The following is a 26,556-nucleotide window of genomic DNA, read 5'->3' on the forward strand; positions in this document are numbered from 1 at the left end:
GTTGGTCGCCTTCTGTAATGCTTACAAAACCTGTGTGCTATAAGCCATGATAAACCGATAGCAAGACCATGCTAAAAATAGTTTGAAGGGCACCATGTAAGTTAATGATGGAATTCCGTATGTTTAGCTATGAATTCTTTAAATATATCTATCGATTATGAAGCCTACAAGAGTTTAGCAGAACTTAATGAAAACGATCAACTCTTGTGTACACAAGCTGAGGAAGCCTTAAAAAGCTCTTATTCGCCTTATTCAAATTTCAAAGTAGGCACCGCCATTCGCCTGGCTAACGGTCAGACCGTGATGGGCAGTAACCAGGAAAATGTGGCCTATCCATCGGGCCTTTGCGCAGAGCGGGTAGCCCTTTTTGCTATTGGTGCGGCTTATCCTGGGGTAGTCATCGAAAGTATGGCGGTTACGGCACATACCGATAACTTCAACATCTCTACACCTATTACTTCTTGTGGCGCTTGTTTGCAGGTGATGGCCGAATTTGAACAACGCCAGAAGCAAGAAATTGAAGTGATTTTTTACTGTTTAAATGGGCAGGTGCTCAAATTAAAAGGTGTTAAAAGTTTACTGCCTTTTGTGTTTATTGAAGATCGTTTGTCAGACTAAATTTGTGGTATTTTCATTATATTTGCCCAACCCGGAAGCATTAAAAACTTCCGTGCGGAGATTTTCATCTCCGCACCTATTTTTACCCTAATAACAATTACTTTTTGATGAGCGACGAAGAACAAGAAAACGTAAACGAAGAAAATAAGCATACCATAATCCCTATTAATGGGTTATATGAAAACTGGTTCCTCGATTATGCTTCTTACGTAATTCTGGACCGGGCAGTTCCCCATATTAATGACGGATTGAAACCTGTGCAACGCCGTATTATGCACTCGCTGAAAGAAATGGACGATGGACGTTTCAATAAAGCAGCGAACGTGATCGGTAATACCATGAAGTATCACCCGCATGGGGATGCTTCCATTGGTGATGCTATGGTGCAGATTGGCCAGAAAGATCTGCTCATCGATTGTCAGGGTAACTGGGGAGATCCCATTACCGGAGATAGCGCCGCTGCAGCACGTTATATTGAAGCGCGTTTATCTAAATTTGCTAACGACGTGGTCTTTAATGCTGATACCACCGTTTGGCAATTAAGTTATGATGGCCGTAACAACGAACCCATTACTTTACCCGTTAAGTTTCCTTTGCTGTTGGCACAGGGTGCTGAAGGGATTGCCGTTGGTTTAGCCACCAAAGTAATGCCACATAACTTTCTTGAATTGCTTGATGCCTCGATAGAAGCCCTGAAAGGGGTGCGACCAAATATATTACCCGATTTTTTTACAGGTGGTATGGCCGACTTCTCCGCATACAATGAAGGAATGCGTGGTGGTAAAGTCAGGGTACGCGCTAAAATTACGGAAAAGGACAAAAAGACCCTGGTGATTACCGAAATTCCTTACAGTACCACCACGGGATCGGTGATTGATAGTATTTTGCTGGCTAATGATAAAGGCAAGATCAAGATTAAAAAGATTGAAGACAATACGGCGCAACATGTGGAGATTGTCATCCAGCTGGCACCGGGCATCTCGCCTGATGTAACCATCGATGCCCTTTATGCTTTTACTTCCTGCGAAGTGTCTATTTCGCCCAATACCTGTATCATTAAAGATGATAAACCTCAGTTTTTAAGTGTCAACGAAATCCTGGTTCAAAACACCAAAAACACGAAGGCCTTATTAAAACTGGAACTGGAAATACGCCTGAATGAACTGGAAGAGAAAATATTCTTCAGCTCATTGCTGCGCATATTCATCCAGGAAGGGATGTATAAAGACCATGGTTACGAAACGTCTGGCAATTTTGAGGGTGTGGTGCAGGTATTGTATCAATTGTTTGAGCCTTTTAAAATACAATTATACCGGGAAATTCTTCCTGAGGACTTCAAAAAGCTGATCGATAAACCGATGAGCAGCATTACCCGCTTTGATGTTAAAAAAGCGGATGAGCAAATGAAAAGCCTCGAAGATGAAATAAAGGTGGTTAAAAACCACTTGCGCCATTTGACGGATTATGCCATTGCCTGGTTTCAGAAGTTGAAAGACAAGTATGGTAAAGGACGTGAGCGTAAAACGGAGATCAGGTTGTTTGACCGGGTAGAGGCTTCAAAAGTGGCCCTGGCCAATGTGAAACTTTATATGAACCGCGAGGATGGCTTTATTGGTACCGGCTTGCGTAAAGATGAGTTTGTTGCCGATTGCTCAGATCTTGATGAAATTATCGTTTTCCGCGGCGATGGCAAGTGTATGATCACAAAAGTGGCAGATAAAACTTTTGTGGGTAAAGACATCATTCATGCGGCGGTATTTAAAAAGGGTGACGACCGGACAGTTTACAACGTCATTTATAAAGATGGCGCCAGTGGTGTAAGTTATATTAAACGTTTTGCAGTAGTTGGGGTAACCCGCGACAAAGAATACGACCTCACCAAAGGCAGTAAGGGCTCTAAAATCCTTTATTTTACCGCTAACCCTAACGGGGAGGCCGAAGTGGTGAATGTACAGCTGAAACCGCATACCAAATTAAAGAAATTGAATTTCGATATCGACTATGCCGAAATCGCCATCAAAGGCCGTGCTTCGCAAGGTAATATCGTATCAAAATATCCAGTCAAGAAGATTTTATTAAAAAGTAAGGGGGTGTCTACTTTATCGGGATTAAAGATCTGGTACGACGATTTATTGCGCCGACTGAATGTTGACGGTCGTGGGAAATACCTTGGTGAGTTTGATGGGGATGATAAGATTTTGCAGGTACATAAAGAGGGTTGGTACGAACTGAGTACGTTTGAACTGAGTAACCACTTTGATGCTGACCTGATCTTGATCCAAAAGTATGATCCGGAGAAACCATTCTCTGTGGTTCATTATGAAGGTAAGGCCAAAAACTACTTTGTGAAAAGGTTTACCTTCGAAAACATTGCCGTAGGAAAGAAATTGAGTTTGATTAGTGAGGAAACGGGCTCTAAGTTTGTATACTTAACGGGAAACCCAGCAGCGAAATTAACTGTAGAAGTGCGGAAAGGTAAATCGCAGCTAGCGGAAACCCTGGAGATTGTACTGTCGGAGTTTATTGACCTGAAAGGTATTCGTGCCAATGGAAACCGATTGAGTCAGCATGAAGTGAAAAGCATGGCGCTTAGTGAAGAAACCGAACCTGAGCTTTCTGCAGATGCAAATGAAGAAAAAACAATTGCTGCAAATGAAGAAGAAGAGGATGAGGATACCGGCAATGGAGGAGGATCAGGTAATGATGCGGATGACGCAGCTGACTTAGGGGCGGCAGAAGAAACTGCATTGGCCGCTCCGGAAGTGGAACTGCCTGAAGTAGAAGAGCCAGAGGCTAAAGCGCATGAAGTTAATGAAATCAAAGTTGAAGAGCTGGAGGTTGTAACGCAATCTAAAATAGAAGAACCTGAAGTTGAAATAAAAAAGGCTGCAGCACCGGCAGTAATTGCAAAAGCTGCAATAGAAGAACCAATAGCTGAAGTAACTAAGACTCATGATCCTGCGGTTATTGCACAACCTGCAACAGAAGAACCAAAAGTTAAAGTAACTGAAGCTGCAGCACCGGCGCAAATAACGCAACCTGAAACAACAGAAAAACCTGAAGTCACGGAAGCGCCTGAAGTATTGCAGAAGCCGGTAGTGAAGCCAAAAGCTAAACCTAAGTTTACGAGTCAGCCAACCTTAATACCGGCAGCAGAGCTGGAAGTATTGGCGAAAAAGGAAAAGCCGGCGGCCGAAGCGGAAAATGAGCAGCAAGCCTTTGCAACAGAGAAACCAGTGAAAGTTAAGAAACCCTTCGTTTCATCGAAACCTGCAAAAGGTGAGGCGGCAACGGATACCCCGGGCACGAAGCAAAAGAAGGAAGTAAAATTAGAAATTACGAATCCTGAAGATTTGGAAGATAAACAGCTGGGCTTATTTTAAAAAAGCCCGGCTAAACGTTCTGCACTCATCACAAAGGAGATTCCGAAAATAGCGGAGGAAAGGAAAAATGCCCAATCTGCTTTTCGTACTTTCACTACCCAGATCAGGAAGAAAGAAAGTGCCAAAGTAGCTAGTACAATCAGGATTTGCCCGAATTCCAGACCTAGATTAAAGGCAAATAACTCCGCCACAATAGTATTGCTTTTTCCTAATAAGGCTTTCAGGTAATTGGAGAAACCCATGCCATGGATTAAGCCGAAAAACAGCGCCAGTATATATTTTATAGTGCTTTCTTTTTTCTGTCTTCTTTTCTGGAAGATGTTAGAGGTTGCAGTAATCAAAATAGTTACCGGAATCAGAAATTCAATTAAACCCGCATCAACGGTAAGTACATTCAGCGCACTTAAGGCAAGGGTAACACTATGGCCTAAGGTAAAAGCGGTGACCAATATTAATACTTTTTTCCATTCGGAAAGGCTGTAGGTGCCACATAGTACCATCACAAATAAAATATGGTCATAGCCCTGCCAGTCTAAAATATGCTGCCAGCCTAATTCAAAATAAAGATTGAAATCCTGCATGTAACCGCAAATTCGGATTTTTTATCAACTAATGCAAAAAATAGCTAATTAACTAGTGGTTAAAATACAAAGGGCTGCCTCTTCTATAGAAAAGGCAGCCCTTAGGTGATATAGGCAATTTTATATTGCTTATTGATATTGAATGTAGATCGGTGCCGGTTTTAATTTCAGCAACTCTTCTGGTTTCATTAAGCGGTTAGGTGCTTTTTTAAGGTCGTTTTTATAGAATATTTTAAATCCTGTAAACTGAACCGGGTCACGGTGGATAAAGTGACGGTAAGTGCCAATTTTAAGGTCGGGCTGGCCCCAGCCATCCATGTGCATCACCATTTGAACTTCCGGACGCAATTTAATGTCTTTGGCGTTGGTTACCATTTTGCCCGTAAAACGGTGTACAATAAATACTTTTGGCGGTAGGTTATGCTTGTTCACCAGGTCTGCCAGGTATTGCGAAGTGTAGTTAATATCGCTGGCATCAAAAGTTCCTATTCTACTGCCTGGTTTTGCGCCGGTTTTCATGGAAAACTCCGGGTCAATCCCTAAATGTACATGTGGTAACTGCAGGTATTTTTCAATTCTTGGCAATTCATCTTTCAGGCTACTTAAAGCTACCTGTAAATCTAAAAACACAATGGCATTATGCATTTTGGCAATGGCCATTACAGAGTCAATCTGCGAGTTGCCCATACGGTTTATGTATTTTCCATCTTTTCCGGGTGTACCGCTGGCTACAGCTGCAATGTAGTGTAAACCTACTTGTACGGGTGTAGATGGATCTGCTTTTTCCCAGTTAGCTACTTCTTTGTTTAACCTGCTCCACATTTCTTTTGGTGCATATTCACCTAAAGCACCCATTTTTTTAGAGTGAAGGTTTCCGTAATAAACTACAATACGTTTAAAGGGTAAAATGGCACCTGCTAGTGGGTATGGGTATTTATCTTTTTTAACAGGCCATCTTCCTGTGGTATCGCCATTGGCTAACTTTAATACGGCTGCATTATAAGCTGCTGTATCTACAGGTTCACGTACAGTGCCTACTGCGGCGTCTTCTTTAACAACAGTATCTACTTCGCCAGCGACTGCTGGTTTGACGATGCCGTTTGTTTCGTTTCCTTGAGAACTGCAATTGGCCAAAAAGCAAATGGTTGTAAAGCCGATAAGGTATGTTTTTAATAGGTGTGGTAATTTCATATGTTACAAAAATACACATTCATCCGACTTATACGAATATGTGTCGGTGAATGTGTAAAATTCATGGTAACAGGATTTTGCTGCTTATAAATCCTTTATTTTTTTACTTCAGAATAAATGATTTTTCTAATAGCGGGGTGGCCGCGTCCTTTCCGATCACCAGCTGGTAGGTACCCGGGTAAAGCTTTTGTTTGTTGCTTTTCTCATCCCATTTCTGCAATTCGCCCAGCGGTATTTCTATGCTGACCACCGATTCCCCGCCTTTTTTCAGGCTCACGCGTTTAAAGGCTTTTAGTTCTTTAAAAGGCATGTTGTCCAGATTAGGGTATTGGATGTAAGCTTGTACCACTTCATCAGCATCCACCTGACCGGTGTTTTTAACGGTTAAAGAAAAACGGATGGTTTCTCCAGCTTTAAAGGTATTGGCTGGCTGATCTTTCCATTGGTAGGCAAAAGTAGTATAGCTGAGTCCGAAGCCAAAAGGATACTGCACTGGACCATCATAATAACGGTAGGTACGCCCTTTCATATCGTAACTGTTATAATCGGGTAAGTCGTTTACGGAGTTATAAAAAGTAAGGGGCAGGCGTCCAGATGGCGATACGTCGCCAAACAGTAAGTCGGCCAAAGCATGACCACCTTGTTCACCAGGATACCAGGCCAAAATGACCGCATCGGCATAGGGGGCAATCGCTTGCACATCAACATTACTACCTGCAGTGATCACTGCTATAATGGGTTTCGTCGGATTTCCTTTACGCAAGGCCTTCATGAAAGCAATGTTGCCGGCAGGTAAGTTTAAGTCGGGTTTATCACCTTTAGTGGGCGATAAAAAAGCATCGCCAGCTTCACCTTCCAATACTGGCGATAAGCCAATTACGGCAACAGTAATGTCGCTGTTCCCGGCGGCCCAAATGCCTCCGAAATGGGTGGTATCGGTATAACTGGAACCTAAATCATATTCAACACGGGTGTCCATGCCTACAGCAGCAGTAATGCCTTCTACAAAATTCACCATTTTGCTGCTCACGCCATGGTAACTTCCGGCCAGTACATCGAGCGAGGCGGCATTGGTGCCCAACACGGTTATGCTTGAATATTTACTTTTTTGCAACGGCAGGATCAGGTCCTTGTTTTTTAAGAGCACCATGCTTTGCTGTGCCACTTTCCTGGCCAGGGCCGTATGTGCAGCATTGCTAATGCTATCTGCATTGTAACTTGCATAAGGGCTACTGGCGGCTTTGTCAAAAAAGCCCAGTTTAAACTGGGTGCGCAACAATGGGGCAAGGGCTTTATCCACCTCTTTGGCCTGCAGGAGTTTCATTTCAACGGCTTTCACCACATCCTTTTGCAAGATGCTGGAGCAGTCGAGGTTAATGCCCGCTTTAATGGCTGCGGCAGCAACTTCTACCGAAGTAGGTAACACTTTATGGTGGGTGTAAACATCGTCCAGCGCACCACAGTCGGTCACCACATGGCCTTTAAACCCCCATTCTTTGTACAGGATATTGGTTAAGTAAGACTTGCTGGTGGAAGCGGGTTCGCCGTTAATGCGGTTGTAGGCCGTCATTACGGATTCTACACCGTTATCAACCAGTGCTTTAAAAGCATATAAATATGTATCGCGTAAATCTTTTTCAGTGACGATGGCATTAAACTCATCGCGGGTGGCTTCCGGACCGCTATGCGCCACGAAGTGTTTTGCTGTAGCCGATACCTTTAAATGGTTAGGGTCGTCGCCTTGCATACCTTTCACATAGGCGATGCCCATGCGCGAAGTTAAAAAAGGATCTTCACCATAGGTCTCCTGTCCACGGCCCCAGCGCGGGTCTCGGAAGATGTTTACGTTAGGCGACCAGAACGTCAGTCCCATATACATCAGGCGCTGGTTTTTAGCAACGGCCAGGTTATATTTAGCACGTGCTTCTGTAGAAATCACGGTAGCTACCTGCTTTAATAAGTCGTCATTGAAGGTGGCAGCCATGCCAATGGCTTGTGGAAATACGGTGGCCTGACCAGCACGAGCTACCCCATGTAAACCTTCGTTCCACCAATTATAAGCAGGAATGTCTAAACGCGGTACCGCCTGGCTGCGGTACCCGAGCAGCGAAGCTTTTTCTTCGAGCGTAAGCAGGGAGATCAGGTGTTGTACCCGTTTTTCTATCGGTTGATTTTCTTGTTTATAAAGAGGAGTTTGCTGTGCAAAACTGAGTTGTGTACCCAGGGTAAGTAAAAGCAGTAAGCCTTTTTTGTAGCGGTTCAATAAGGGTGTTAAGGTCATCATGTGGTTCAATATAATAAAAAAGTGGTGTCCGGGTTACGAACACCACTACATTAATTTGAGCGGATGGTGTTAATTTACATCCCAGAAGATTTTAGTCAGGCGGGTATCTTCTGCCTGAACTGCAGCATAATTAGCCGAGTTATATGATTTTTCTCCTGATGGGTAGATCAACCGCGTTGGCGGTACATCAAAGCCCGATATTTTTCCAGTGGTTACAAACTGCAGGGCAGGAGTATTCGTGCGCCTGTATTCTGACCAGGCCTCGGTGGCCTGAAGGATACCGAAATGCAGCCATTTCTGGGTATGAATATTAGCCAGTTTATTAGTTGCCGTAGCATAAGCGATGCCAGGTGAATCAACAAATGCCTGGATTACCGATGGTGCCGGTAAGGTTTCCGTTTTTACCCCTGATGTATTCAGGTTGTTCAGGTAATAGTAAAAAGACACCGATTGTTTTAGGGCAAGGTCGTACGCCGCTTTTGCAGCCGTTGTACTTCCCCAGCGTTCCTGTGCTTCAGCTTTCAGCAGGTTGACTTCTGGCGCTGTAATCAGGATCCCCGGAAGGGAAGCATTTAATAAAAATGTTCCTGAATCTACCAGTGCATAATCAGCAAAACTTGCTTCCTGCTGTGCCGTGGTAAAGTTATACGGCATGGCGCGGAAGGTTGGATTTTGAACTAATTTGCCATTGACAGTTTTGCTGCCTTTATCGTAAATAACAGGAATCCTTGGATCGTTAGCCGGCAACATCACTTTGTTCAACATGTAGTCAGTAGCATACCAACTGCCTTCTCTAAAGGCATCAACCAATGTAGAGGTGCTGTTGGTTAATGGACTTAATAATATATCCGTAGTCCTTGGGTTATAAGCAGCAACGTCAGCACCATCTACCAATGGGAAATTGGCAGGATCGCTTAACATGGCTAAGATCTCCGTTCTTGCGGTGGTCTCGTCCACATTTGACATGCGCATCAATAAGCGCAGGCGAAGGGAGTTAGCATAACGCGCCCATTTATCAACACTTCCACTTAACAGGATGTCATATTTTGCAAATTCTGCTGTCGACTGTGCATTTTTAAAATAGGTACCTGCATCTTTTAAGTCGGCAATAAAAGAAGTGTATAATTCCTTTTGATCATCAAACTTAGGCAGGGTAATGGTACTGTTGGTCGGTAAACTACCTGCTTCGGTATAAGGGATATCTCCCCAAAGGTCTACCATTTTAGCGGCCTGTTCAATCAGAACCACTTTACCGGCTTTCATAAAGATTTCTTTAGTCGCTTTTTCTGCATCAGTAGCTTCATTAAAGGCCACTTCCATAGAACGGTACTGAGCCATGCTGCCACTGCCATTCCCTCCCGGGGCATAGAAATCATCCCAGTATTGCTGACCGTAACTATCGCTTTGTTGATAAGCAGCGTTGCCATTGGCAAAATAAGAAGTTTGTGCATAAACGCCTGGTCCGATGCTCAAAAACGTACGCACGTTCCAATATTTAGCGGCTACACGATCATTGTTCAGCATGGCCGTAAAAAAGCCAGGTATGCTTGCTGTGGTGGATTTCTCCGGGTTTGTATATTTTTCTTCGAGTGCTTTTTTGCAGCTGCTGAAAGAGCCAGCTACCAAAACAAAAAGACCCATTCCGATGATGTATTTTTTCATGTCTTTTGATTTTTGATACTTAAAAATTAGCGTTTAGTGAGAAACCGAAACTTCTGGTAGCTGCAGTAGAACCTACATCTACACCTTGTGACCACCATTTGTTACCTAATGGGGCTTCAGGATCCAGGTTTTTCATGGTTCTGTACAGGTAGAATAAGTTTCTGCCCACTAAGGAAACCCTAAAATTGTTAATACCGATTTTTGAGGCGAAAGATGCTGGCACTTTATAGCTTAACACGGCTTCACGTACTTTCACAAAGTTGTTTTTAAAGATGGAACCTTCTTCCGACCAGGAGTCTTCTCCCCAGTTAAAGGTGTTGATGTAGTATTCACCTGCACTGATGATTTTCTCATTTGGCAATCCTGTGTTTTGGTTTACTCCGGCTAATAATACACCGTCGTTATACGTTACGCCACCATCAGTATAAGTTAATCCACCGTTTTCCGTATCGCGGTATTGCATGGAGTTGGTTAACATCCCCGCACCGGTCATGAATTTTGTTGGCGGAGAAACCATTTTACCACCTAAGCTATAATCAACGGTAAAGTCAAGAGAGAAAGCTTTGTAGCTTAAGGTATTTGACATACCACCAACCATTTTAGGCATAATGTTACCGGCAAGCACATAGTTAGCTTTATCCATTACATATAAACCATCGTCATTGATAACTAAATTACCATTAGCATCTTGTAAACGTGGGTTCACATAGATGTTTCCAAGGCGTTCACCAACTTTGGCTACAATTTTTACTGTATTTTGCTCTGCATAATAGAATGGCAATTCCGTTACACCTGGCATTAAACTATGTACTTTTGAACGGTTAGAAGAGAAATTAAGTCGGGTATCCCAACGGAATGAATCACTAACAATTGGTGAGGCATTGAAGGCAATCTCCAAACCCTGACTACCAATTTCACCAACATTCACCAATTGGCTGGTTGCACCTACAGTAGAGCTGGTTTGCAATGGTAAAATCTGGTCTTTAACTCTATTGCTGTAATAACTGATGTCGAAACCTAAACGACTGTTTAAAAAGCGAGCTTCTAAGCCAAACTCTGCTTCATGTTTCATTTCAGATGTTAAGGTGTTGTTTCCGTAAAAACGCCCGCCTGTTAATGCTGGTACTGAACCATTAACGGTTTGTAGCGAGGTTTGGGTGTAAAAGATATTCGACTCATACATTGGAGGGGCATTACCTACGATACCGTAAGATGCACGCACTTTACCAAATGAAAATACTTCTGGTAATTGAAAAGCTTCACTAAAAACAAAACTCGAGTTTACGGAAGGATAGAAATAACTGTTGTTTGCTACCGGTAAAGTCGACGCATATTCTTGTCGGGCAGTACCTTCAATAAACAGGTAATCTTTATAGCTGAAGTTTAAAATACCCAAGTAAGCATATTTTACCAACTCTTTTCTGTTTTCGGTAGAAGTAACAACACCATAGGAGTTAGATAAACTGAACCAGTTTTCTGATACTAGACCCTGAGCTGTACTCGACTGTCCGTCGCGGTATTCTTCTGTTCTGCCTTGAAAACCAGCACTTGCAGAAAAAGCAAAGTCTTCGCCTATTTTATTGTCGTAAGTCACCAATGCATCTCCATAAAGAATTGCATACTGCCCTTGTGTGGTCGCATAATTCCCTGTACTGTTACTAGTAGGGTTGTTTGCTAAAGGCAATTCGTTGTACTGTCTGTTTTCGCTTCTTACAGCGGTGAAGTCATTACCAATCCTTCCCCTAAATTTCAGGTGATTGGTGGCATTCCAGTTGATGGTTGCACTGGAAAGCAAGCGGTTTTCTGTTTCATCATAGCTATTACGCAACTGCTGCCAGTAAAAATCTAGGAGGTTAGTGGCGCGAATGTTATAAAGAAAAGGCTCCGGACGATCGGTTTGATCGAAAGTAGCATATTTATATCCGCCACTAGTCTGGAACTTTTGTTTCATCAGGTTCATGTCTTCAGCACGGCTAAAGAAACCACCAAAGGAACCGAGTACCTGACCTAACTGGTAAGGACGGTTATGCGTTTTGGTGTTTACATAACTCACCACCACATCTGTAGTTAAGTTCGGGTGAAGTTTAACAGAAGAATTCAGGTTAAAGGAGTTTTTCTGCATGTTATTTCCAGGCTGTGTTCCGCGGTAATCTAATCGGGTAGCTGAAAACCTGTAATTAACGGCATCTGTTTGATTGGAAATGGCTACGTTGGCGGTCGAGTTATAACCGGTTTCGTAAACATCTGCATAGTTATCAGGTTGTGCAGAAAAAGACCTGATGGAACCATCCCACCATTTCACTTGCTGTCCTTCCATTTTAGGGCCAAAATTTCCATAGGCCCTGAAGTATGGCCTGAAGCCTGTAGGTGAGGTTGCATCAGGAATCCAGCCTTCAGCAGTGGCACCATTAGCCAGGTTTGTAGTATGGTCGTAACCCGGACCGTAAACATTTTGAAATTCAGGTAAGAAAGCGGCATTCTCTATGCTTGCCGTATAATTGAAGTCAATACCTAAACCTCTGGCTTTTGAGCCTCTTTTGGTGGTAATGACTACCACACCGCTATTGGCATCAGATCCGTAAAGGGCCGTTGCACTGGCACCTTTTAATACGGTTAAACTTTCAATATCGCTAGGGTTGATGTCGAGGATACCGTTACCACGAATCCTTTGATCACCCCAATAATCATTGTTATTAGCACCGGCGGCGCCATTTTGCGCATCATTTCTGATCATTACCCCATCTACTACATAAAGTGGTTGCTGGTTATAACCCAAAGAGTTGATACCCCTGATTTGTACGTTAACCGCACTGCTTGCACCACCGGGAGCCGTTGTAATTTTTACCCCTGCAGCTTTACCATATAAGGCAGAAGCAAAATTGGTATTACCAGCTTCGGTAAGTTGTTTCGAAGTAATGGTGCTCACCGCATAGCCTAATGATTTTTGTTCTCTTCTGATACCCAGGGAAGTAACTACTACCTCTTCGAGGCTTTTGGCACTTTCCATTAGGGTGATCGTAAGTGTTGTCTGGTTGCCAACAGGTAATTCCTGAGTGGTATAACCGATCATGCTAATCACGAGGAGGTCAGTTGGTTTTGCACTGATGCTAAACCGGCCTTCTGAATTGGTTTGTGTACCTGTGCTGCTGCCTTTTAAAAGCACACTCACGTTAGGGAGCGGACCCGTAGCATCCCGCACGGTTCCAGTAATGTTATTCTGAGCAAATGCCATCGTATGGAACAGGCATAATAACAGAATGGCCATACTTTTTAGATAAAGTTTTTTCATGTTGTTAAGTTTAGTTGGCTTATTAATGTTAAATAGTTGGTTAAATGGTGTTTATTTAGAATGTTTGATCTAAGTACTGCAATTTTATTTAAACTACCTATATCTTTTTAAAAAAATTAAAAAGATTTTGATAGACTGGAAAAATGCGCTATATATGTAATACATAATCTCTATAACATGCCATCAAGGAAGCTTAGCCCGCTCGTTCGCTATTGTGAAACCGTAAAGAGTCTATATTATAATAAAGTATTAACCAGTACAGAAATCTCTGAACAAACAGGTAAAAGTATTCCCTACACCATAAAAGTGTTGAATGAGCTGATTAAAGAAGGTTACGTTGTAGAAAAAGGGTATGCTGATTCCAGAGGTGGACGTAAGCCGATCAACTATTCCTTAGTGGCCAATACCCATTATATTTTATCTGTGGCTATGGACCAGTTTTCGGCGCAGGTAGTGGTTGTCGATATGAATAACAAATTTGTTACTGAAATTGGCGAGTATGAATTTGATATCTATAAGTTAACCGCTAACACTTTTTTAAGTTATTTAAAGGCATACCTGGAAGGAATGACCATCTCCAGAGATGACTTAATCGGCATCGTTGTGACCATGCCAGGTTTTGTAGATACGGATAACGGCATCAACCACTCTTTTTTAGCTTTACCTGACCAGACGCTGGTCGATTTCCTGCAGGAAAACCTCTCGTTACCAGTATTCCTGGATAACAATTCTACCGCCATTGCCCTGGGTGAACAAAAGTTTGGTGTGGCATCGCATGAGAAAAACGTGATGGTGTTAAACCTGGGCTGGGGGATTGGCCTGGGGATGATTGTAGACGACACCATATTTAGGGGCAATAACGGTTTTGCCGGGGAGTTTAGCCATATCCCTCTTTTTCAAAATGGCAAACTTTGTACCTGCGGCAAACGGGGCTGCCTGGAAACAGAAGCTTCTTTAATTGCCATCACTGCAAATGCTAAAAAGGGTATTGCCGAAGGACAGATCACCAGTTTATCACGTTATAAAGAAATTAATGCCGATGACATCATCGCCGAGGCGGTTAAAGGAGATCTGTTTTCCGTTAAGCTAATCTCAGAAGCAGCCTACCATGTAGGCCAGGGTTTGGCCATATTAATCCACCTGATGAACCCGGGGGCAGTAGTGCTCAGCGGAAAAGGAAGTGTGGTGGGCAACCTGTGGATGGCACCCATCCAACAAGCCATCAATGAACATTGTATACCGCGATTAACTAAACTGACCGAGTTTTTTGTATCGGATTTAAATACCAAGGCACAACTGATCGGTGGTGCCGCCTTAATGGTAGAGAACTTCGGTAAGAAACTGGAAAAGAAAATGACCACCATGAAAGAACTAACCGTGTAATCCTAAAACTAAGCGTATGAAACTTAAACCAACTATTTATCTCCTCCCCGTGTTTGCCTTGTTATTGGGTATTCCTGGCTTGCATGCACAGCAACACAATATGTCAGCCACTTACCAGGCGCCTACTGATCCGGATGTGAAAAAGAAAATTGCGGAATGGCAGGATTTAAAATTCGGACTATTCATGCACTGGGGTCCATACAGCCAATGGGGTGTAGTAGAAAGCTGGACCATTTGTCCGGAAGATGAAGGCTGGACCCAACGTAAAGGTCCCCATTCAGCTACTTATGAAGGGTATAGAAAAGCTTATGACAACCTGCAAACCACCTTTAATCCGGTAAAATTTAATCCGGAGAAATGGGTAGCTGCCGCTAAACAGGCGGGCATGAAATACATGGTTTTTACGACTAAACACCATGATGGCTTCTCCATGTTTGATACGAAACAAACCGACTATAAAATTACAGATGAGAAAACACCATTTTCATCGAACCCCAGGGCTAACATCACCAAAGAAATATTTAGTGCCTTTCAAAAGGCAGACTTTATGGTTGGCGCCTATTTTTCGAAACCCGACTGGCATAATACCGATTATTGGTGGCCTTATTTCCCCCCTAAAGACCGCAACGTTAATTACGACCCTGCTAAATACCCGGAGCGCTGGAATAAATTTAAGGACTTTACCTATAACCAAATTGAAGAGCTGATGACCGGTTACGGCAAGGTGGATATTTTATGGTTAGATGGTGGCTGGGTGCGCCCAAGAAATACCATCGATACCGCAATCGACTGGCAACGTGGTATTAAGTTCGATCAGGATATTGATATGGCCAAAATTGCGACCATGAGCAGAAAACATCAACCCGGACTTATTATGGTAGATCGTACCGTTACCGGGCCTTATGAAAATTACACTACCCCCGAGCAGGAAGTTCCAGAGAAACCTTTAAGCAATCCTTGGGAAACCTGCATGACCATGGGAAATTCCTGGAGTTATGTTCCTGACGATAAATATAAATCTTCTGCAGAAATTATATCCTTACTCATTAAAGTGGTGTCCCGTGGGGGCAACCTGCTGATGAATATAGGGCCTGGACCTGATGGCGACTGGGATCCTGCTGTATATGAAAGGTTAAACGGGGTAGGCGACTGGATGAAAATCAACAGTGAGGGTATTTACAACTCCGTGTCGGTAGCGCCATACTCCAGTGGCAATGTGTATTTAACCAAGAACAAAGACAAACCAGTGATCTACGCCTTTTTGTGCGGGGAAAAAGAAACGCTGGAAATGCCTTCTTCATTGGCAATCCCTTTAGATGATATTAAATCCGTTAAACAGGTGCGTCTGCTGGGCAGTTCACAAAAGTTAAGCTGGAAAAAGGAGGGTAATGGAATCCGTATCACGATTCCTGAAGCCCTTAGGAAAAGCGACTTGAAAACAGCGGCTTGTTTTAAAATTAACTATTAGCTTCCTATAAATCCCACGTTTTCCTCATCATGAACGCTAATAAATATTTTTCTTTCCTGGTTTTAGGGCTATTGCCTGTGCTGCAACTCTATGCTCAACAACCTGTGGCAGGGGTAGACCGGCTATTTCCAACACCACTGAATTATGTTATACGGCATACCACAGCAAGCCTAAAAGTAGATGGGAATTTATCAGAACTGGCCTGGCAAAAAGCACCATGGACAAGTGAATTTGTTGATATTGAAGGAGCCAAAAAGCCGTTGCCAACCTATAAAACACAGGTGAAGATGCTTTGGAGTGATAGCCACTTGTATATTGCAGCTCAGTTAGCAGAGCCGCATATCTGGGCTAAACAGCTAAATCACGATGATATTATATTTAAAGACAACGATTTTGAGGTTTTTATAGATCCCGACGGCAATGGGCATGATTATTTTGAAATAGAAATTAATGCCTTAAATAAAATCTTTGATCTTTTTATCACCAAACCTTATCGCGTAGGTGGCAATGCACTAATTAGCTGGGACATTACAGGTTTTCAGTCTGCCGTTAAGATTAATGGAACCCTAAACAAAGCCGATGATGTAGATCAAAGCTGGACCATTGAAATGGCTATTCCCCTGAAGGCCTTGTCTATCGGTCATCCTTTTCGCCCACCTGCGGAAGGAAGCCTTTGGCGCATCAATTTCTCGAGGGTGCAATGGGATACCGACATCAGTAAAGGTCAATATGTTAAACGTAAAGATGCCAAGGGTAATGACTTGCCGGAGCACAATTGGGTATGGTCGCCACAGGGCCTGATCAATATGCATTACCCCGAACACTGGGGATACCTTTTGTTTACCAAAAAGGAGCAGACCACCTTTAAGCTACCTGACCAGGAGCTACAAAAAAAATACTTATGGCTGGTGTATGAGCGACAGCAACAACACCGGAATAAAACTGGCAGCTATGCGCACAGCCTAAAAGCACTGGGCATACCTGCACAGCAAACCATAAACGGACAATTAAATGAAATGCATATGGAAGCCAATTCTCGCCAGTTTACCACCCGTATCGGGGTAGCTGGTGGAAAGGTAACCAGGCTCAATCATGAAGGTTTAATTCATTAATACCATGGATAAATATCATCGCAGAAAGTTTTTAAAAGGAAGTGTGCTGGCGGGTTTGTCGGCAGCAGTACTTCCATTAACGGTACATGCAGAAGTGTTAGCTGTTGCGCCGCAAAAGAAGTTCAAACATTGGGTATGGACAAATCCAGACCTTAAAGATACACCAGAGGAGTTGGCGCTGCGGTACCGCAAGTATTATGAAGCGGGTATCCGGGGTATATTTTTTGAACACGACAGTGAGCTTCATTTCCGTGCAGCAAAAGCACAAAAGCTGGAGGCCCATTATTGGATCTGGACGATGAACCGCGGGGAGAAATCACTGTTAGCTGAACATCCGGATTGGTATGCAAAAAATAGAAAAGGGGAGTCTTGCGCTGATCAGCCCCCATATGTTAATTATTACCGCTGGTTGTGCCCTTCTAGAGAAGAGGTTCGCCAGTATTTAGAAAGTGTATATGAAACCGCTTTAAAAAAGGACTATGTGGACGGCATCCACCTGGATTATGTGAGGTTTTGTGATGTGATTTTGCCGGTCAACCTTTGGGCTGATTATAAACTGGTGCAAACCAGCGAAGCTCCGGAGTTCGACTATTGCTATTGTGAGGTATGCCAGGCGAAATATAAAAAGCAAAGTGGCATGACGCTATCGGACATCGAATACCCGGAGGCCAGTCCTTCCTGGCGCTCCTTCCGCTACCAACAGGTAAATGAGGTGGTGCAGCGCTTAAGCAACCTGGCCGCAAAATATAAAAAGCCCATTACGGCGGCAGTTTTTCCTACACCTGATATTGCTCACCGCAATGTAAAACAGGATTGGGTAAACTGGAAGATGGATGCAGTGTGCCCGATGATTTACCATGGCTTTTATAAGGAAAATGTAGGCTGGATAGGTACTGCCGTGGCAGAAGGCGTGAAGGCCTTGCAGGGAAAATTCCCTCTATATGCCGGATTATATTTGCCGGACTTTAAAAATAATGAAGAACTTGGGCAGGGAATTTCCCATGCACTCGTTAATGGTGCAGCGGGGGTATCTTTGTTTGGCGACGTAACAGATGCCAGTTTAGCCGCTTTGAAAAAAGCATCCATCGATAAATAAGAAGCCTCCAGGAGATCATTGAATAATAAATACGTAAGAGATAAGATGAGTTATAAAACTATTTTTAAGAAGTCCTTTTTACTGCTTTTCAGTGGGGTATTAGTGAACACCACAACGATTAATGCGCAAGAAAAGTTAACCAAATATGTAGATCCGCTGATAGGAACAGGCTTTCACGGCCATGTGTTCGTCGGTGCAAACGTGCCTTTCGGTGCCGTGCAATTAGGTCCTTCCAACCTTTCTGAAGGCTGGGACTGGTCGTCGGGCTACCACATTTCTGATTCTACCATCGTTGGTTTCCAGCATACGCATTTGAGCGGAACAGGCATTGGCGATTTAGGCGATATTTCTTTTATGCCAACCACCGGCCCTTTAAAAGTGACTAAAGGCAGTCATAAAGATATGTCGGGTGGTTATGTTTCCTTGTTTAGTCACCAGGAAGAAACCGTACGCCCCGGCTATTATGCTGTTAATTTAAAACGTTACCAGATCGGCGTAAAACTTACGGCTTCTGAACGTGTAGGTATGCATGAATATACCTTTCCTCAAAGCGATCAAGCCCATATCATTATCGATTTGAAAGAGGGGGTAGGTTGGGACAGGCCCACAGAGAGCTCCATTAAAAAGCTAAACGACTCTACCGTGGTGGGGTATCGTCACTCCAGCGGTTGGGCAAAAGACCAGCGCATTTACTTTACGGCCGTGTTCTCCCGTCCGATAAAGGACTTTGTGGTTTACGACAGCCTGGCCCTGAAAACAGGTGTAGCACTGACCGGCAGAAAAGTGAAAGGGGTAATACACTTTAAAACCAATGCTGGCGAAAAGGTGCTGGTAAAAGTGGGTATCTCGCCTATTAGTGTGGAAAACGCGATGATGAACATCAAAGCAGAGATTCCAGGATGGAACTTTAACCAGGTGGCAACAGCAGCCGACGAGGCCTGGAACAAGGAATTGCAAAAGGTGGTGATCAAAACTAATGACCCTAAGAAAAAGACGGTATTTTACACCGCTTTATACCATGCGCTGATTGCGCCGTCAATTTATAACGACCATAATGGCGACTACCTGGGTACGGACAAAAAAGTGTATAAAAATCCTGGGTTCACTAACCTGACCACCCTTTCTTTGTGGGATACTTACCGTGCCTTAAATCCGCTCTATACCCTTATACAGCCCGAAAAGGTTAATGATATTATCAGCTCCATGCTGGCCATTTACCAGCAGCAGGGAAAATTACCGGTATGGCATTTAATGGGCAATGAAACCAATACCATGCCGGGCTACAGTGCGGTGCCGGTGGTAGCCGATGCTTATTTAAAGGGTTTCAAAGGCTTCGATGCCAACCTGGCATTTGAAGCGGTTAAAACCACCGCCATGCAGGATGAACGCGGTTTGAAACACGTGAAGGAATTGGGTTACATTCCTGCAGATAGTCGCGTTGAATCTGTGGCCATGGGACTGGAATACAGCCTTGCCGATTGGGGCATTGCGGAAATGGCCAAACGCCTTAACAAAAAGGAAGATGCAGCATACTTTACTAAACGTGCCGGTTACTATAAAAACTATTTTGATGCCAGCACTAAATTTATGCGTGGCAGGTTAGGGGAGCAGGAATGGCGTACACCTTTCAGTCCTTTTGTGGCTCGCCATGAAAAAGACGATTATTCTGAAGGTAACAGCTGGCAGTACTCCTGGCTGGTGCCACATGATGTGAAAGGTTTGATGGCTTTGCAGGGTGGCGAGAAACCCTTCATTAAAAAACTGGACTCCTTATTTGTTGCGGAGGGTGATATGGGCGATGAAGCTTCTAACGACATCTCCGGTTTGATCGGGCAATATGCACATGGCAATGAGCCAAGTCACCACATTACTTACTTATATGTTTTTGCGGGACAACCATGGAAAACGGCAGAAAAGGTACGCTACATCATGAACAACTTTTACACCGACAAGCCTGATGGCATTATTGGTAATGAGGACGTCGGACAAATGTCGTCATGGTACATTTTATCATCGTTGGGTATTTATCAGGTAAACCCCGCTAATGGGGTTTATGTTTTTGGCAGTCCGCTGTTTGATGAGGCTACCCTAAAGCTGGGCGCAGGGAAATCTTTACGCATTGTTGCCAATAACAACAGTGATAAAAATATATACATCCAGGGCATTACTTTTAACGGTAAAAAGCATAACCGTTCTTTTATTACTTACCAGGAGTTGAACCAGGGTGGCGAACTGGTGTTTAACATGGGGAACAAACCAAGTAAACGCTGGGGTACTGCAAAAAAAGACAGGCCCTAAGATCGATCACCTATTTCCATTAAAAGCTGCGCTTTAAACAAAAATAAGGTGGGCATTAAACATAAAAAAAGAGCTGCTTGTAGAAAAACAAGCAGCTCTTTTTGGTATAATTAAAATCTTTTATTTGAATTTATTGAACTTTCCGAACACGCCTAACGGTAGCTTAATACCGGAAGTTGCCTGCAGGTAAAGCTCACCTGTTTCCAGGTTTTCTACCTGTGGGAAAGATGTTTTAATCAGGTTTTCCACAATAACAGAAGAGAAACCCAGAGAATACGTGTTTAGAATCAGGAAATGCTCCTCTTCATCTAACAGTTGTACCACTTCCTGCATCATCTCCTGAATATGGTCTTCCAGTTTCCACTTTTCACCGTTAGGTCCATGACCAAAAGCCGGAGGGTCTAAAATAATGCCATTGTATTTTTTACCTCTTTTAAGTTCTCTTTTCACAAACTTCAGGGCGTCTTCCACCACCCAGCGCACATCCTTTAATTTCGATAGTTCCTGGTTTTCGTTAGCCCAGTTTACCACTTGTTTAATGGAATCCACGTGCGTAGTATCTGCACCAGCAGCTTTTGCAATCAGCGAAGCCGCACCTGTATAAGCAAACAGGTTAAGCACTTTGGGTACCGGTGTTTTAAACTTTTTCACACAGGAAGAGATGTAATCCCAGTTTACAGCCTGTTCAGGAAACACGCCTACATGTTTAAAAGAGGTTAAGCCTAAACGAAGGTTAATGGTTACATCATCGTTTTTGTACTCCACATTCCATCGTTCCGGAAAATGGTTATTGCCCTTAACCCACTCGCCGGTAGTTGCTGTACGGCCTTTAAACTTAATGTGGGTTTGTTTTTTCCAGATTTGCTCAGAGAGCGTTTTTTTCCAAACTGCCTGTGGTTCTGGTCTGCATAATACCAGGTTACCAAAGCGTTCTAGTTTTTCAAAATCACCACAATCAATCAACTCGTAATCTTTCCAATGTGTGGGTGTTAACAGGCTTATCATAAAATGTGTTTGTCAGTATATGTGTTAAAATTTGCCTTTAGCAGCTTTCATAAAGCGGCTGGCAAAAACGAAGTCATTTAATTCGGCAATATCGGTATGTGCAATTTCATCTTTTGAACCTTCCCAGAATTTCTTTCCTTCGTGCAGAAACATGATGTAGTCGCCAATACCCATTACCGAGTTCATATCATGGGTAACCACAATAGTCGTCGTATTGTATTCTTCAGTTAATTCTTTGATGAGCTCATCGATCACAATCGATGTTTTTGGATCCAGGCCTGAGTTCGGTTCATCAACAAACAGGTATTTAGGGTTCATGGCTATGGCGCGGGCTATACCCACACGTTTTTTCATCCCCCCGGAAAGCTCTGCCGGAAATAATTTATTCTTTCCTTCCAGGTTAACCCGATCCAGGCAAAAGTTTGCACGGTCCAGTTTTTCACTTCTGCTTTGATCGGTAAACATGTTCAGGGGGAACATGATATTTTCCTCTACCGTCATCGAATCAAATAAAGCAGATCCCTGGAAAAGCATCCCAATTTCCTTGCGGATTTCAATGCGTTCTTCAAAGTTCATTCCCGTAAATTCCCTGCCATCGTATTCTACTGAACCTATTTCAGGTTGATGTAAACCGATCATGCACTTCAAAAGGGTCGTTTTACCAGAACCCGATCCACCGATAATCAGGTTGGTGATACCGGACTCAAACTTGCCGGATATGCCTTGTAAAACGTGGTTATCGCCGAAAGATTTATTGATGTCTTTAACTTCGATCATAGTAGTAATTGAGTTATAATATAATCACAGGCTAGAATAGAAATACAGCTCACTACAACGGCCCGCGTACTGGCTTGTGCAACTTCCAAAGCACCGCCTTTTACATAAAAGCCTTCATAAGCCGGAACAGAGGTAATGATAAAGCCAAATACAAAGGCCTTGGTTAAAGATACCACAATGGTATATGGGTTGAAGTCAGTGGTAATGCCTAAAATATAATCTGCCGGTGAAACTGCTCCTGATAAAGTGCCACCCAGGTAACCACCGAAAATGCTCAAAAACATAGATACGGTAACCAACATGGGTACCATGGTAATGCCTGCAAGAATTTTTGGTAAAATCAAGTAACCCGGAGAATTTATACCCATAATTTCCAGGGCATCAATTTGCTCCGTTACCCGCATGGTACCAATTTCAGAGGAAATGGCAGAGCCGATTTTTCCTGCCAATACAATGGCCGTAATCGTCGGACTTAACTCCAGGATACTGGAGTCTCTGTTTACAGAGCCAATAATGGTTTTCGGAATGAAATCACTCACTAATTGGAAAGCAATTTGTAAAGTCATTACGGCGCCAATAAAAGTAGAGATGATAGATATCAGCCCTAATGAACCTACGCCAATGAAGTCCATCTGCTTGAAAATAGCTTTACTGTATATCGACATTTTTTCCGGCTTTCTAAATACGGCTTTCAAGAGCAGGATATACTTGCCAAAGTTGGTGAAATTCATTTATCGAATATTTGCTGAGGTATAAAAACAATAATAATACAAAGAAACAATAAATATTGTTGTGCCTTTCTTTTTTTTAATTTGATTTCTTTAGATACTGATAGATTTCACTATTTGTGGAAAGTACCACAGAGGTCTTGTCACTGAACGTTTTTTCCAGGGTCTCCATCGACTTCAAAAAGCTGTACAAGTTCTTGGCCTGCGGACTTTTATTATATGCTGAAGCGTAAATTTCGGCGGCAGTGGCATCGGCCTTTCCTTTAATTTGTTCCGCTTGTTTGAAGGCTGCCGACTGGATGTTTTTCAACTCCCTGTCTTTTTCTCCGTTAATCCTGGAAGCTTCTCCTTGGCCTTCAGACCTGAATTTATCAGCTACATTATAACGTTCACTTTTCATCCTTTCGTAAACCTGTTCCTGCACTTCTTTCACGTAGTTGATTCTTTTGAAGCGGAAATCAAGTATCTTAATGCCCAGTTCTTTCGCTTGTTTATTAGCGGAGGCCAGGATCATTTCCTGCATTTTATCGCGGCCAACAAATACACGTGCCAGCGAATCGCCTAACACTTCGCCAATGGAATCCAGTTCTGGTTTGCGGTTAGTGCTTCTTACCAGCTCTTCAATATTATGCTTAGCCACCACGTTTCTAGTCTCCCCATCTAATATATCATCCAGCCTTGATTGTGCACCCCGTTCATTAGTTAAACGTTTGAAAAACTGTAGAGGATCGGTGATCTGCCATCGGGCATAGGTCTCTGCAAAAATAAACTTTTTGTCTTTTGTGGGTAACTGGTTAGGATCGCCTACCCATTCCATAAATCTTTTTTCAAACACATTGGTGGTTTGCAGGAAAGGAAGTTTAAAATACATGCCCGGCTTGGTAATGGCATTGCCTATGGGGCGGCCAAATTGGGTAACTACAACCTGCTCATATTCTCGTACGGTATAGGTGCTCAGCAACAAACAAATAAGCCCTATAAATGCCACGATGCTGATCAAAATTTGTTTTCTTCTCATGTTAGTTCTTCTTAGGGGTTTCTTTATCTTTATTAAATTGCATCTGTAATAGGGGTAACACATTTGCACCATTTTGATCGGTGATCAGCACATTCCCCAATTTGGAGATGGCACTGCTCATGTTTTCTAAATAGATCCGCTTTTTGGTTACCTCCGGTGCTTTTACATATTCTGTATACAGGTCGTTAAACCTGGCTACTTCCCCCTGTGCATTGTTTACCCTTTCTATAGCATAACCTTCCGCCTTTTGGATGGTTGCTTTTGCTTCGCCACTGGCTTTTGGAATTACTTTATTATATTCAGACTTGGCCTGGTTAATCAGCGTTTCTTTCTCCTGTTGAGCCTCGTTTACCGCATTAAAGGCAGCTTTTACCGGATCAGGTGGATTCACATCTTGTAACACCACCTGCTCAATTTTTACACCCAGGCTATAATCGTTACAGATTTGTTGAATAAGTTCATGTAACTTCACTGTAATTTCCGTTCTTCCAATGGTTAAAACCTCATTAACGGTACGGTCGCCAACCACCTGACGTGTGGCAGCTTCAGAGATGTTCCTTAACGTACTTTCCGGGTCGCGAACTTTAAACAGGTAGTTGTAGGCATCGTTAATCCTGTATTGCACCACCCATTCCACATCGGCCAGGTTAAGGTCGCCGGTAAGCATAAGCGATTCATCGGACACGCCATCTTTGGTGTATTGCGATTGCTGGCTGCCGTTGGTGGAGCGGAAGCCAAACTCCAGTTTTTGCTGACGCTCTACGGGTACTTTGTGCACACGTTCTGCAAAGGGTACTTTTAAATTCAATCCGGGTTCTACGGTACGTGAATAACGGCCTAACCTGGTGATGACACCGACTTCTTCTGTTCCAATTTGAAACACGGTGTTCCATAATAAGATAATGCCTGCAAGGCCTAAGAGTATCGCGCGACTGTGTTGTAAAATTTGGGTAAGGTTTCTATCCATTTGAAAAGTTTAGTGAATACAGTGGTTTGCCGTAAAATAATAAATTTTAAGTTAATATCCAATTTGTAGATTCCTGTTTTTGATGTCGGCAGTGCAATAAAAAACGGTAGAATCTTCGCATAATTTTTCGACATGGACTAACCCTGCATCCGGGTTCAGTCCAAGTTCAGTCCAAGTTGAAACCAAGTATTTCTAGAATAACTTGGACTCATTATGGTTTTACTCTGGAACCAATATGGAAATAGGATTAATCCATATTAGCTCCTAGTTGAATTTCTTTAAACTAAATATGCGTTTGCCATCTTTTATGTACATTAGAAAGTATAAATCCCATAAAAAATGAATGCATTAGTAACCGGGGCAACCAAAGGAATTGGACGCGCCATCGCCCTCAGGCTAGCAAAAAGTGGTTATAATTTAGCCGTATGTGCCCGGAATGAGCATGACCTTCAGGTATTTGCTCAGGAGTTAAGTGCCTATGAGGTGAGGGTAGTTTATTTAGCTACTGACTGCAGTGACCGCGATGCGGTACAGCGATTTTGTGAATATACGGCTACCACATTAGGGGAGATTGATGTGCTGGTCAATAATGCCGGTGCTTTTTTACCCGGCCCCATCTTAGATGAGCCTGAAGGAAACCTTAGTTTTCAGCTGCTGCTTAACCTGAATGCCGCCTATTATTTTTCCAGGTATTTTGGTAAAGTGATGAGAGACAGGCGGTCTGGGTATATTTTTAACATCTGTTCCGTCGCCAGTAAAGAGTATGTAAAAAATGCTGGTAGTTATAGTGTAACTAAAGCAGCCTTGCTCAGTCTTAATCATGTATTGCGGCAGGAATTAGCTCCATACAACGTTAGCGTTACCGCAATTATACCGGGTTCTACATTAACTGCTTCCTGGGAAGGGACAGAGATCCCTAAAGAACAGTTTGTTCAGCCTGAAGACATTGCGGATACGATAAACACCATTTTGAATTTAAGTGTTGGTGTAAATGTTGATGAAGTAATTTTAAGACCAAGAGATTTTAATTGACAAAGGAGACCAAGTTATGGAAAAGAGATTGTTTAGAAACGAGAACGATAAAGTGATTGCGGGCGTTTCATCTGGAGTGGCGACGTATATGGAGGTAGATGTAACCATAATCAGGCTGCTTTTTGTATTGTCCAGTATCTTTTTAATGGGTACAGGTATACTAGTGTATTTAGTGATGTGGATTGTGGTGCCCGTAAATTATAGTCCCACAGCCCGTTTTGGAAAATTTAACGATTTTTTCAAATCGCAGCAACCTGGCGGTGCAACCTACCAGGAGCCTACACCTTTTGGCGCTGCAGAAAATGTAACGTCAGAATCGGCACCTAACTGGAGCTCATCAACTTTCAGTGAAAGCGATTTCAAAACCGCTAATCCGGCAGATTATAAGTTTATCAAAAAAAATAGTGATACAGGCAGAACCATAGGGGGTTTATTTTTACTGGTCATCGGGATGTATTTTTTAATGAACGAGTTTAACATTATCCCGCATTGGTTTAGCTTAAGCAGGTTATGGCCATTAATATTCGTTGCCATTGGTATAAGTTTTATTGCAAAGTCTAAACGCCAGAATACCTGGGAAGACTGGAAAAAACAGCAGGATGAAAATGCTGCTACACCATCGGATCCCGAAAAGGCGGGTGAAACCAACGCCACATCATTGTAG

General features: G+C 43.0%; 18 protein-coding genes and 1 pseudogene. 9 read left to right on the forward strand and 10 right to left on the reverse strand.

Features of this window, described 5'->3' with window-relative positions:
- Nucleotides 1–129: 129 nt before the first annotated feature.
- Nucleotides 130–618, forward strand: coding sequence for a cytidine deaminase (locus IWX76_RS17200; protein WP_196861269.1), 489 nt, complete (start codon nt 130–132; stop codon nt 616–618).
- 107 nt (nt 619–725) lie between these two features.
- A pseudogene (locus tag IWX76_RS17205) lies at nt 726–3,293 on the forward strand (DNA gyrase/topoisomerase IV subunit A); the annotation flags it as partial.
- A gap of 704 nt (nt 3,294–3,997) precedes the next feature.
- On the opposite strand, the gene IWX76_RS17210 reads toward IWX76_RS17205, so the two are convergent.
- The 5 genes from IWX76_RS17210 to IWX76_RS17230 all read right to left on the reverse strand — a co-directional run bounded on the left by IWX76_RS17210 (nt 3,998) and on the right by IWX76_RS17230 (nt 13,008).
- Nucleotides 3,998–4,582 (reverse strand): HupE/UreJ family protein, encoded by a 585-nt coding sequence (locus tag IWX76_RS17210; protein ID WP_196861270.1) that lies wholly within the window; start codon nt 4,580–4,582, stop codon nt 3,998–4,000.
- A gap of 129 nt (nt 4,583–4,711) precedes the next feature.
- On the reverse strand, nt 4,712–5,773 hold the full coding sequence (locus tag IWX76_RS17215; protein WP_334642135.1) for a hypothetical protein: 1,062 nt from the start codon (nt 5,771–5,773) through the stop codon (nt 4,712–4,714).
- Nucleotides 5,774–5,876: 103 nt separating this feature from the next.
- Entirely contained in the window at nt 5,877–8,057 is a 2,181-nt protein-coding gene (locus IWX76_RS17220; protein WP_334642136.1) for a glycoside hydrolase family 3 N-terminal domain-containing protein, read from the reverse strand.
- A gap of 69 nt (nt 8,058–8,126) precedes the next feature.
- Nucleotides 8,127–9,719 carry a SusD/RagB family nutrient-binding outer membrane lipoprotein gene (locus tag IWX76_RS17225; RefSeq protein WP_196861271.1) on the reverse strand — a complete coding sequence of 531 codons (1,593 nt, stop codon included), beginning with the start codon at nt 9,717–9,719 and terminating at the stop codon, nt 8,127–8,129.
- 19 nt (nt 9,720–9,738) lie between these two features.
- Nucleotides 9,739–13,008, reverse strand: coding sequence for a SusC/RagA family TonB-linked outer membrane protein (locus tag IWX76_RS17230; protein WP_196861272.1), 3,270 nt, complete (start codon nt 13,006–13,008; stop codon nt 9,739–9,741).
- 177 nt (nt 13,009–13,185) lie between these two features.
- Between IWX76_RS17230 and IWX76_RS17235 the strand changes: the two genes are divergently transcribed.
- The 5 genes from IWX76_RS17235 to IWX76_RS17255 are packed head-to-tail and all read left to right on the forward strand — an operon-like array spanning nt 13,186 to nt 20,365.
- Nucleotides 13,186–14,391 carry an ROK family protein gene (locus IWX76_RS17235; protein WP_196861273.1) on the forward strand — a complete coding sequence of 402 codons (1,206 nt, stop codon included), beginning with the start codon at nt 13,186–13,188 and terminating at the stop codon, nt 14,389–14,391.
- 16 nt (nt 14,392–14,407) lie between these two features.
- On the forward strand, nt 14,408–15,859 hold the full coding sequence (locus IWX76_RS17240) for an alpha-L-fucosidase (RefSeq protein ID WP_196861274.1): 1,452 nt from the start codon (nt 14,408–14,410) through the stop codon (nt 15,857–15,859).
- A gap of 29 nt (nt 15,860–15,888) precedes the next feature.
- Nucleotides 15,889–16,971 (forward strand): carbohydrate-binding family 9-like protein, encoded by a 1,083-nt coding sequence (locus tag IWX76_RS17245; RefSeq protein WP_196861275.1) that lies wholly within the window; start codon nt 15,889–15,891, stop codon nt 16,969–16,971.
- 4 nt (nt 16,972–16,975) lie between these two features.
- The gene (locus tag IWX76_RS17250; protein WP_196861276.1) at nt 16,976–18,067 is read left to right on the forward strand and encodes a putative glycoside hydrolase; all 1,092 of its coding nucleotides are present in this window, start codon (nt 16,976–16,978) and stop codon (nt 18,065–18,067) included.
- Nucleotides 18,068–18,112: 45 nt separating this feature from the next.
- Nucleotides 18,113–20,365: a GH92 family glycosyl hydrolase gene (locus IWX76_RS17255; RefSeq protein ID WP_196861277.1), complete on the forward strand. Its 2,253-nt coding sequence runs from the start codon at nt 18,113–18,115 to the stop codon at nt 20,363–20,365.
- 120 nt (nt 20,366–20,485) lie between these two features.
- Here IWX76_RS17255 and IWX76_RS17260 read toward each other — a convergent pair whose 3' ends face one another.
- The 5 genes from IWX76_RS17260 to hflK all read right to left on the reverse strand — a co-directional run bounded on the left by IWX76_RS17260 (nt 20,486) and on the right by hflK (nt 24,860).
- Nucleotides 20,486–21,370 (reverse strand): class I SAM-dependent methyltransferase, encoded by an 885-nt coding sequence (locus IWX76_RS17260; RefSeq protein WP_196861278.1) that lies wholly within the window; start codon nt 21,368–21,370, stop codon nt 20,486–20,488.
- A 24-nt stretch (nt 21,371–21,394) separates the two neighbouring features.
- Entirely contained in the window at nt 21,395–22,147 is a 753-nt protein-coding gene (locus IWX76_RS17265) for an ABC transporter ATP-binding protein (RefSeq protein WP_196861279.1), read from the reverse strand.
- The gene (locus IWX76_RS17270) at nt 22,144–22,878 is read right to left on the reverse strand and encodes an MlaE family ABC transporter permease (RefSeq protein WP_196861280.1); all 735 of its coding nucleotides are present in this window, start codon (nt 22,876–22,878) and stop codon (nt 22,144–22,146) included. The genes IWX76_RS17265 and IWX76_RS17270 overlap by 4 nt, the downstream gene beginning before the upstream one ends.
- A 76-nt stretch (nt 22,879–22,954) precedes the next feature.
- Nucleotides 22,955–23,893, reverse strand: coding sequence for a protease modulator HflC (hflC, locus tag IWX76_RS17275; protein WP_196861281.1), 939 nt, complete (start codon nt 23,891–23,893; stop codon nt 22,955–22,957).
- Nucleotide 23,894: 1 nt separating this feature from the next.
- On the reverse strand, nt 23,895–24,860 hold the full coding sequence (gene hflK, locus IWX76_RS17280) for an FtsH protease activity modulator HflK (protein WP_196861282.1): 966 nt from the start codon (nt 24,858–24,860) through the stop codon (nt 23,895–23,897).
- Between the two features lie 339 nt (nt 24,861–25,199).
- Between hflK and IWX76_RS17285 the strand changes: the two genes are divergently transcribed.
- Both IWX76_RS17285 and IWX76_RS17290 read left to right on the forward strand, forming a co-directional pair.
- Nucleotides 25,200–25,892, forward strand: a complete 693-nt coding sequence (locus IWX76_RS17285) for an SDR family oxidoreductase (RefSeq protein WP_196861283.1) — start codon at nt 25,200–25,202, stop codon at nt 25,890–25,892.
- A gap of 16 nt (nt 25,893–25,908) precedes the next feature.
- Entirely contained in the window at nt 25,909–26,556 is a 648-nt protein-coding gene (locus IWX76_RS17290; RefSeq protein WP_196861284.1) for a PspC domain-containing protein, read from the forward strand.

Origin of the sequence: Pedobacter sp. CAN_A7 (genome assembly GCF_015752175.1) — a bacterium.
In the GTDB taxonomy this organism is placed as follows: Bacteria; Bacteroidota; Bacteroidia; order Sphingobacteriales; family Sphingobacteriaceae; genus Pedobacter.

Coding starts and splice junctions, on each gene's coding strand:
- IWX76_RS17200 (WP_196861269.1), top strand. CDS start 130: ATGAATTCTTTAAATATATCTATCGATTATGAAGCCTACAAGAGTTTA.
- IWX76_RS17210 (WP_196861270.1), bottom strand. CDS start 4,582: ATGCAGGATTTCAATCTTTATTTTGAATTAGGCTGGCAGCATATTTTA.
- IWX76_RS17215 (WP_334642135.1), bottom strand. CDS start 5,773: ATGAAATTACCACACCTATTAAAAACATACCTTATCGGCTTTACAACC.
- IWX76_RS17220 (WP_334642136.1), bottom strand. CDS start 8,057: ATGATGACCTTAACACCCTTATTGAACCGCTACAAAAAAGGCTTACTG.
- IWX76_RS17225 (WP_196861271.1), bottom strand. CDS start 9,719: ATGAAAAAATACATCATCGGAATGGGTCTTTTTGTTTTGGTAGCTGGC.
- IWX76_RS17230 (WP_196861272.1), bottom strand. CDS start 13,008: ATGAAAAAACTTTATCTAAAAAGTATGGCCATTCTGTTATTATGCCTG.
- IWX76_RS17235 (WP_196861273.1), top strand. CDS start 13,186: ATGCCATCAAGGAAGCTTAGCCCGCTCGTTCGCTATTGTGAAACCGTA.
- IWX76_RS17240 (WP_196861274.1), top strand. CDS start 14,408: ATGAAACTTAAACCAACTATTTATCTCCTCCCCGTGTTTGCCTTGTTA.
- IWX76_RS17245 (WP_196861275.1), top strand. CDS start 15,889: ATGAACGCTAATAAATATTTTTCTTTCCTGGTTTTAGGGCTATTGCCT.
- IWX76_RS17250 (WP_196861276.1), top strand. CDS start 16,976: ATGGATAAATATCATCGCAGAAAGTTTTTAAAAGGAAGTGTGCTGGCG.
- IWX76_RS17255 (WP_196861277.1), top strand. CDS start 18,113: ATGAGTTATAAAACTATTTTTAAGAAGTCCTTTTTACTGCTTTTCAGT.
- IWX76_RS17260 (WP_196861278.1), bottom strand. CDS start 21,370: ATGATAAGCCTGTTAACACCCACACATTGGAAAGATTACGAGTTGATT.
- IWX76_RS17265 (WP_196861279.1), bottom strand. CDS start 22,147: ATGATCGAAGTTAAAGACATCAATAAATCTTTCGGCGATAACCACGTT.
- IWX76_RS17270 (WP_196861280.1), bottom strand. CDS start 22,878: ATGAATTTCACCAACTTTGGCAAGTATATCCTGCTCTTGAAAGCCGTA.
- hflC (WP_196861281.1), bottom strand. CDS start 23,893: ATGAGAAGAAAACAAATTTTGATCAGCATCGTGGCATTTATAGGGCTT.
- hflK (WP_196861282.1), bottom strand. CDS start 24,860: ATGGATAGAAACCTTACCCAAATTTTACAACACAGTCGCGCGATACTC.
- IWX76_RS17285 (WP_196861283.1), top strand. CDS start 25,200: ATGAATGCATTAGTAACCGGGGCAACCAAAGGAATTGGACGCGCCATC.
- IWX76_RS17290 (WP_196861284.1), top strand. CDS start 25,909: ATGGAAAAGAGATTGTTTAGAAACGAGAACGATAAAGTGATTGCGGGC.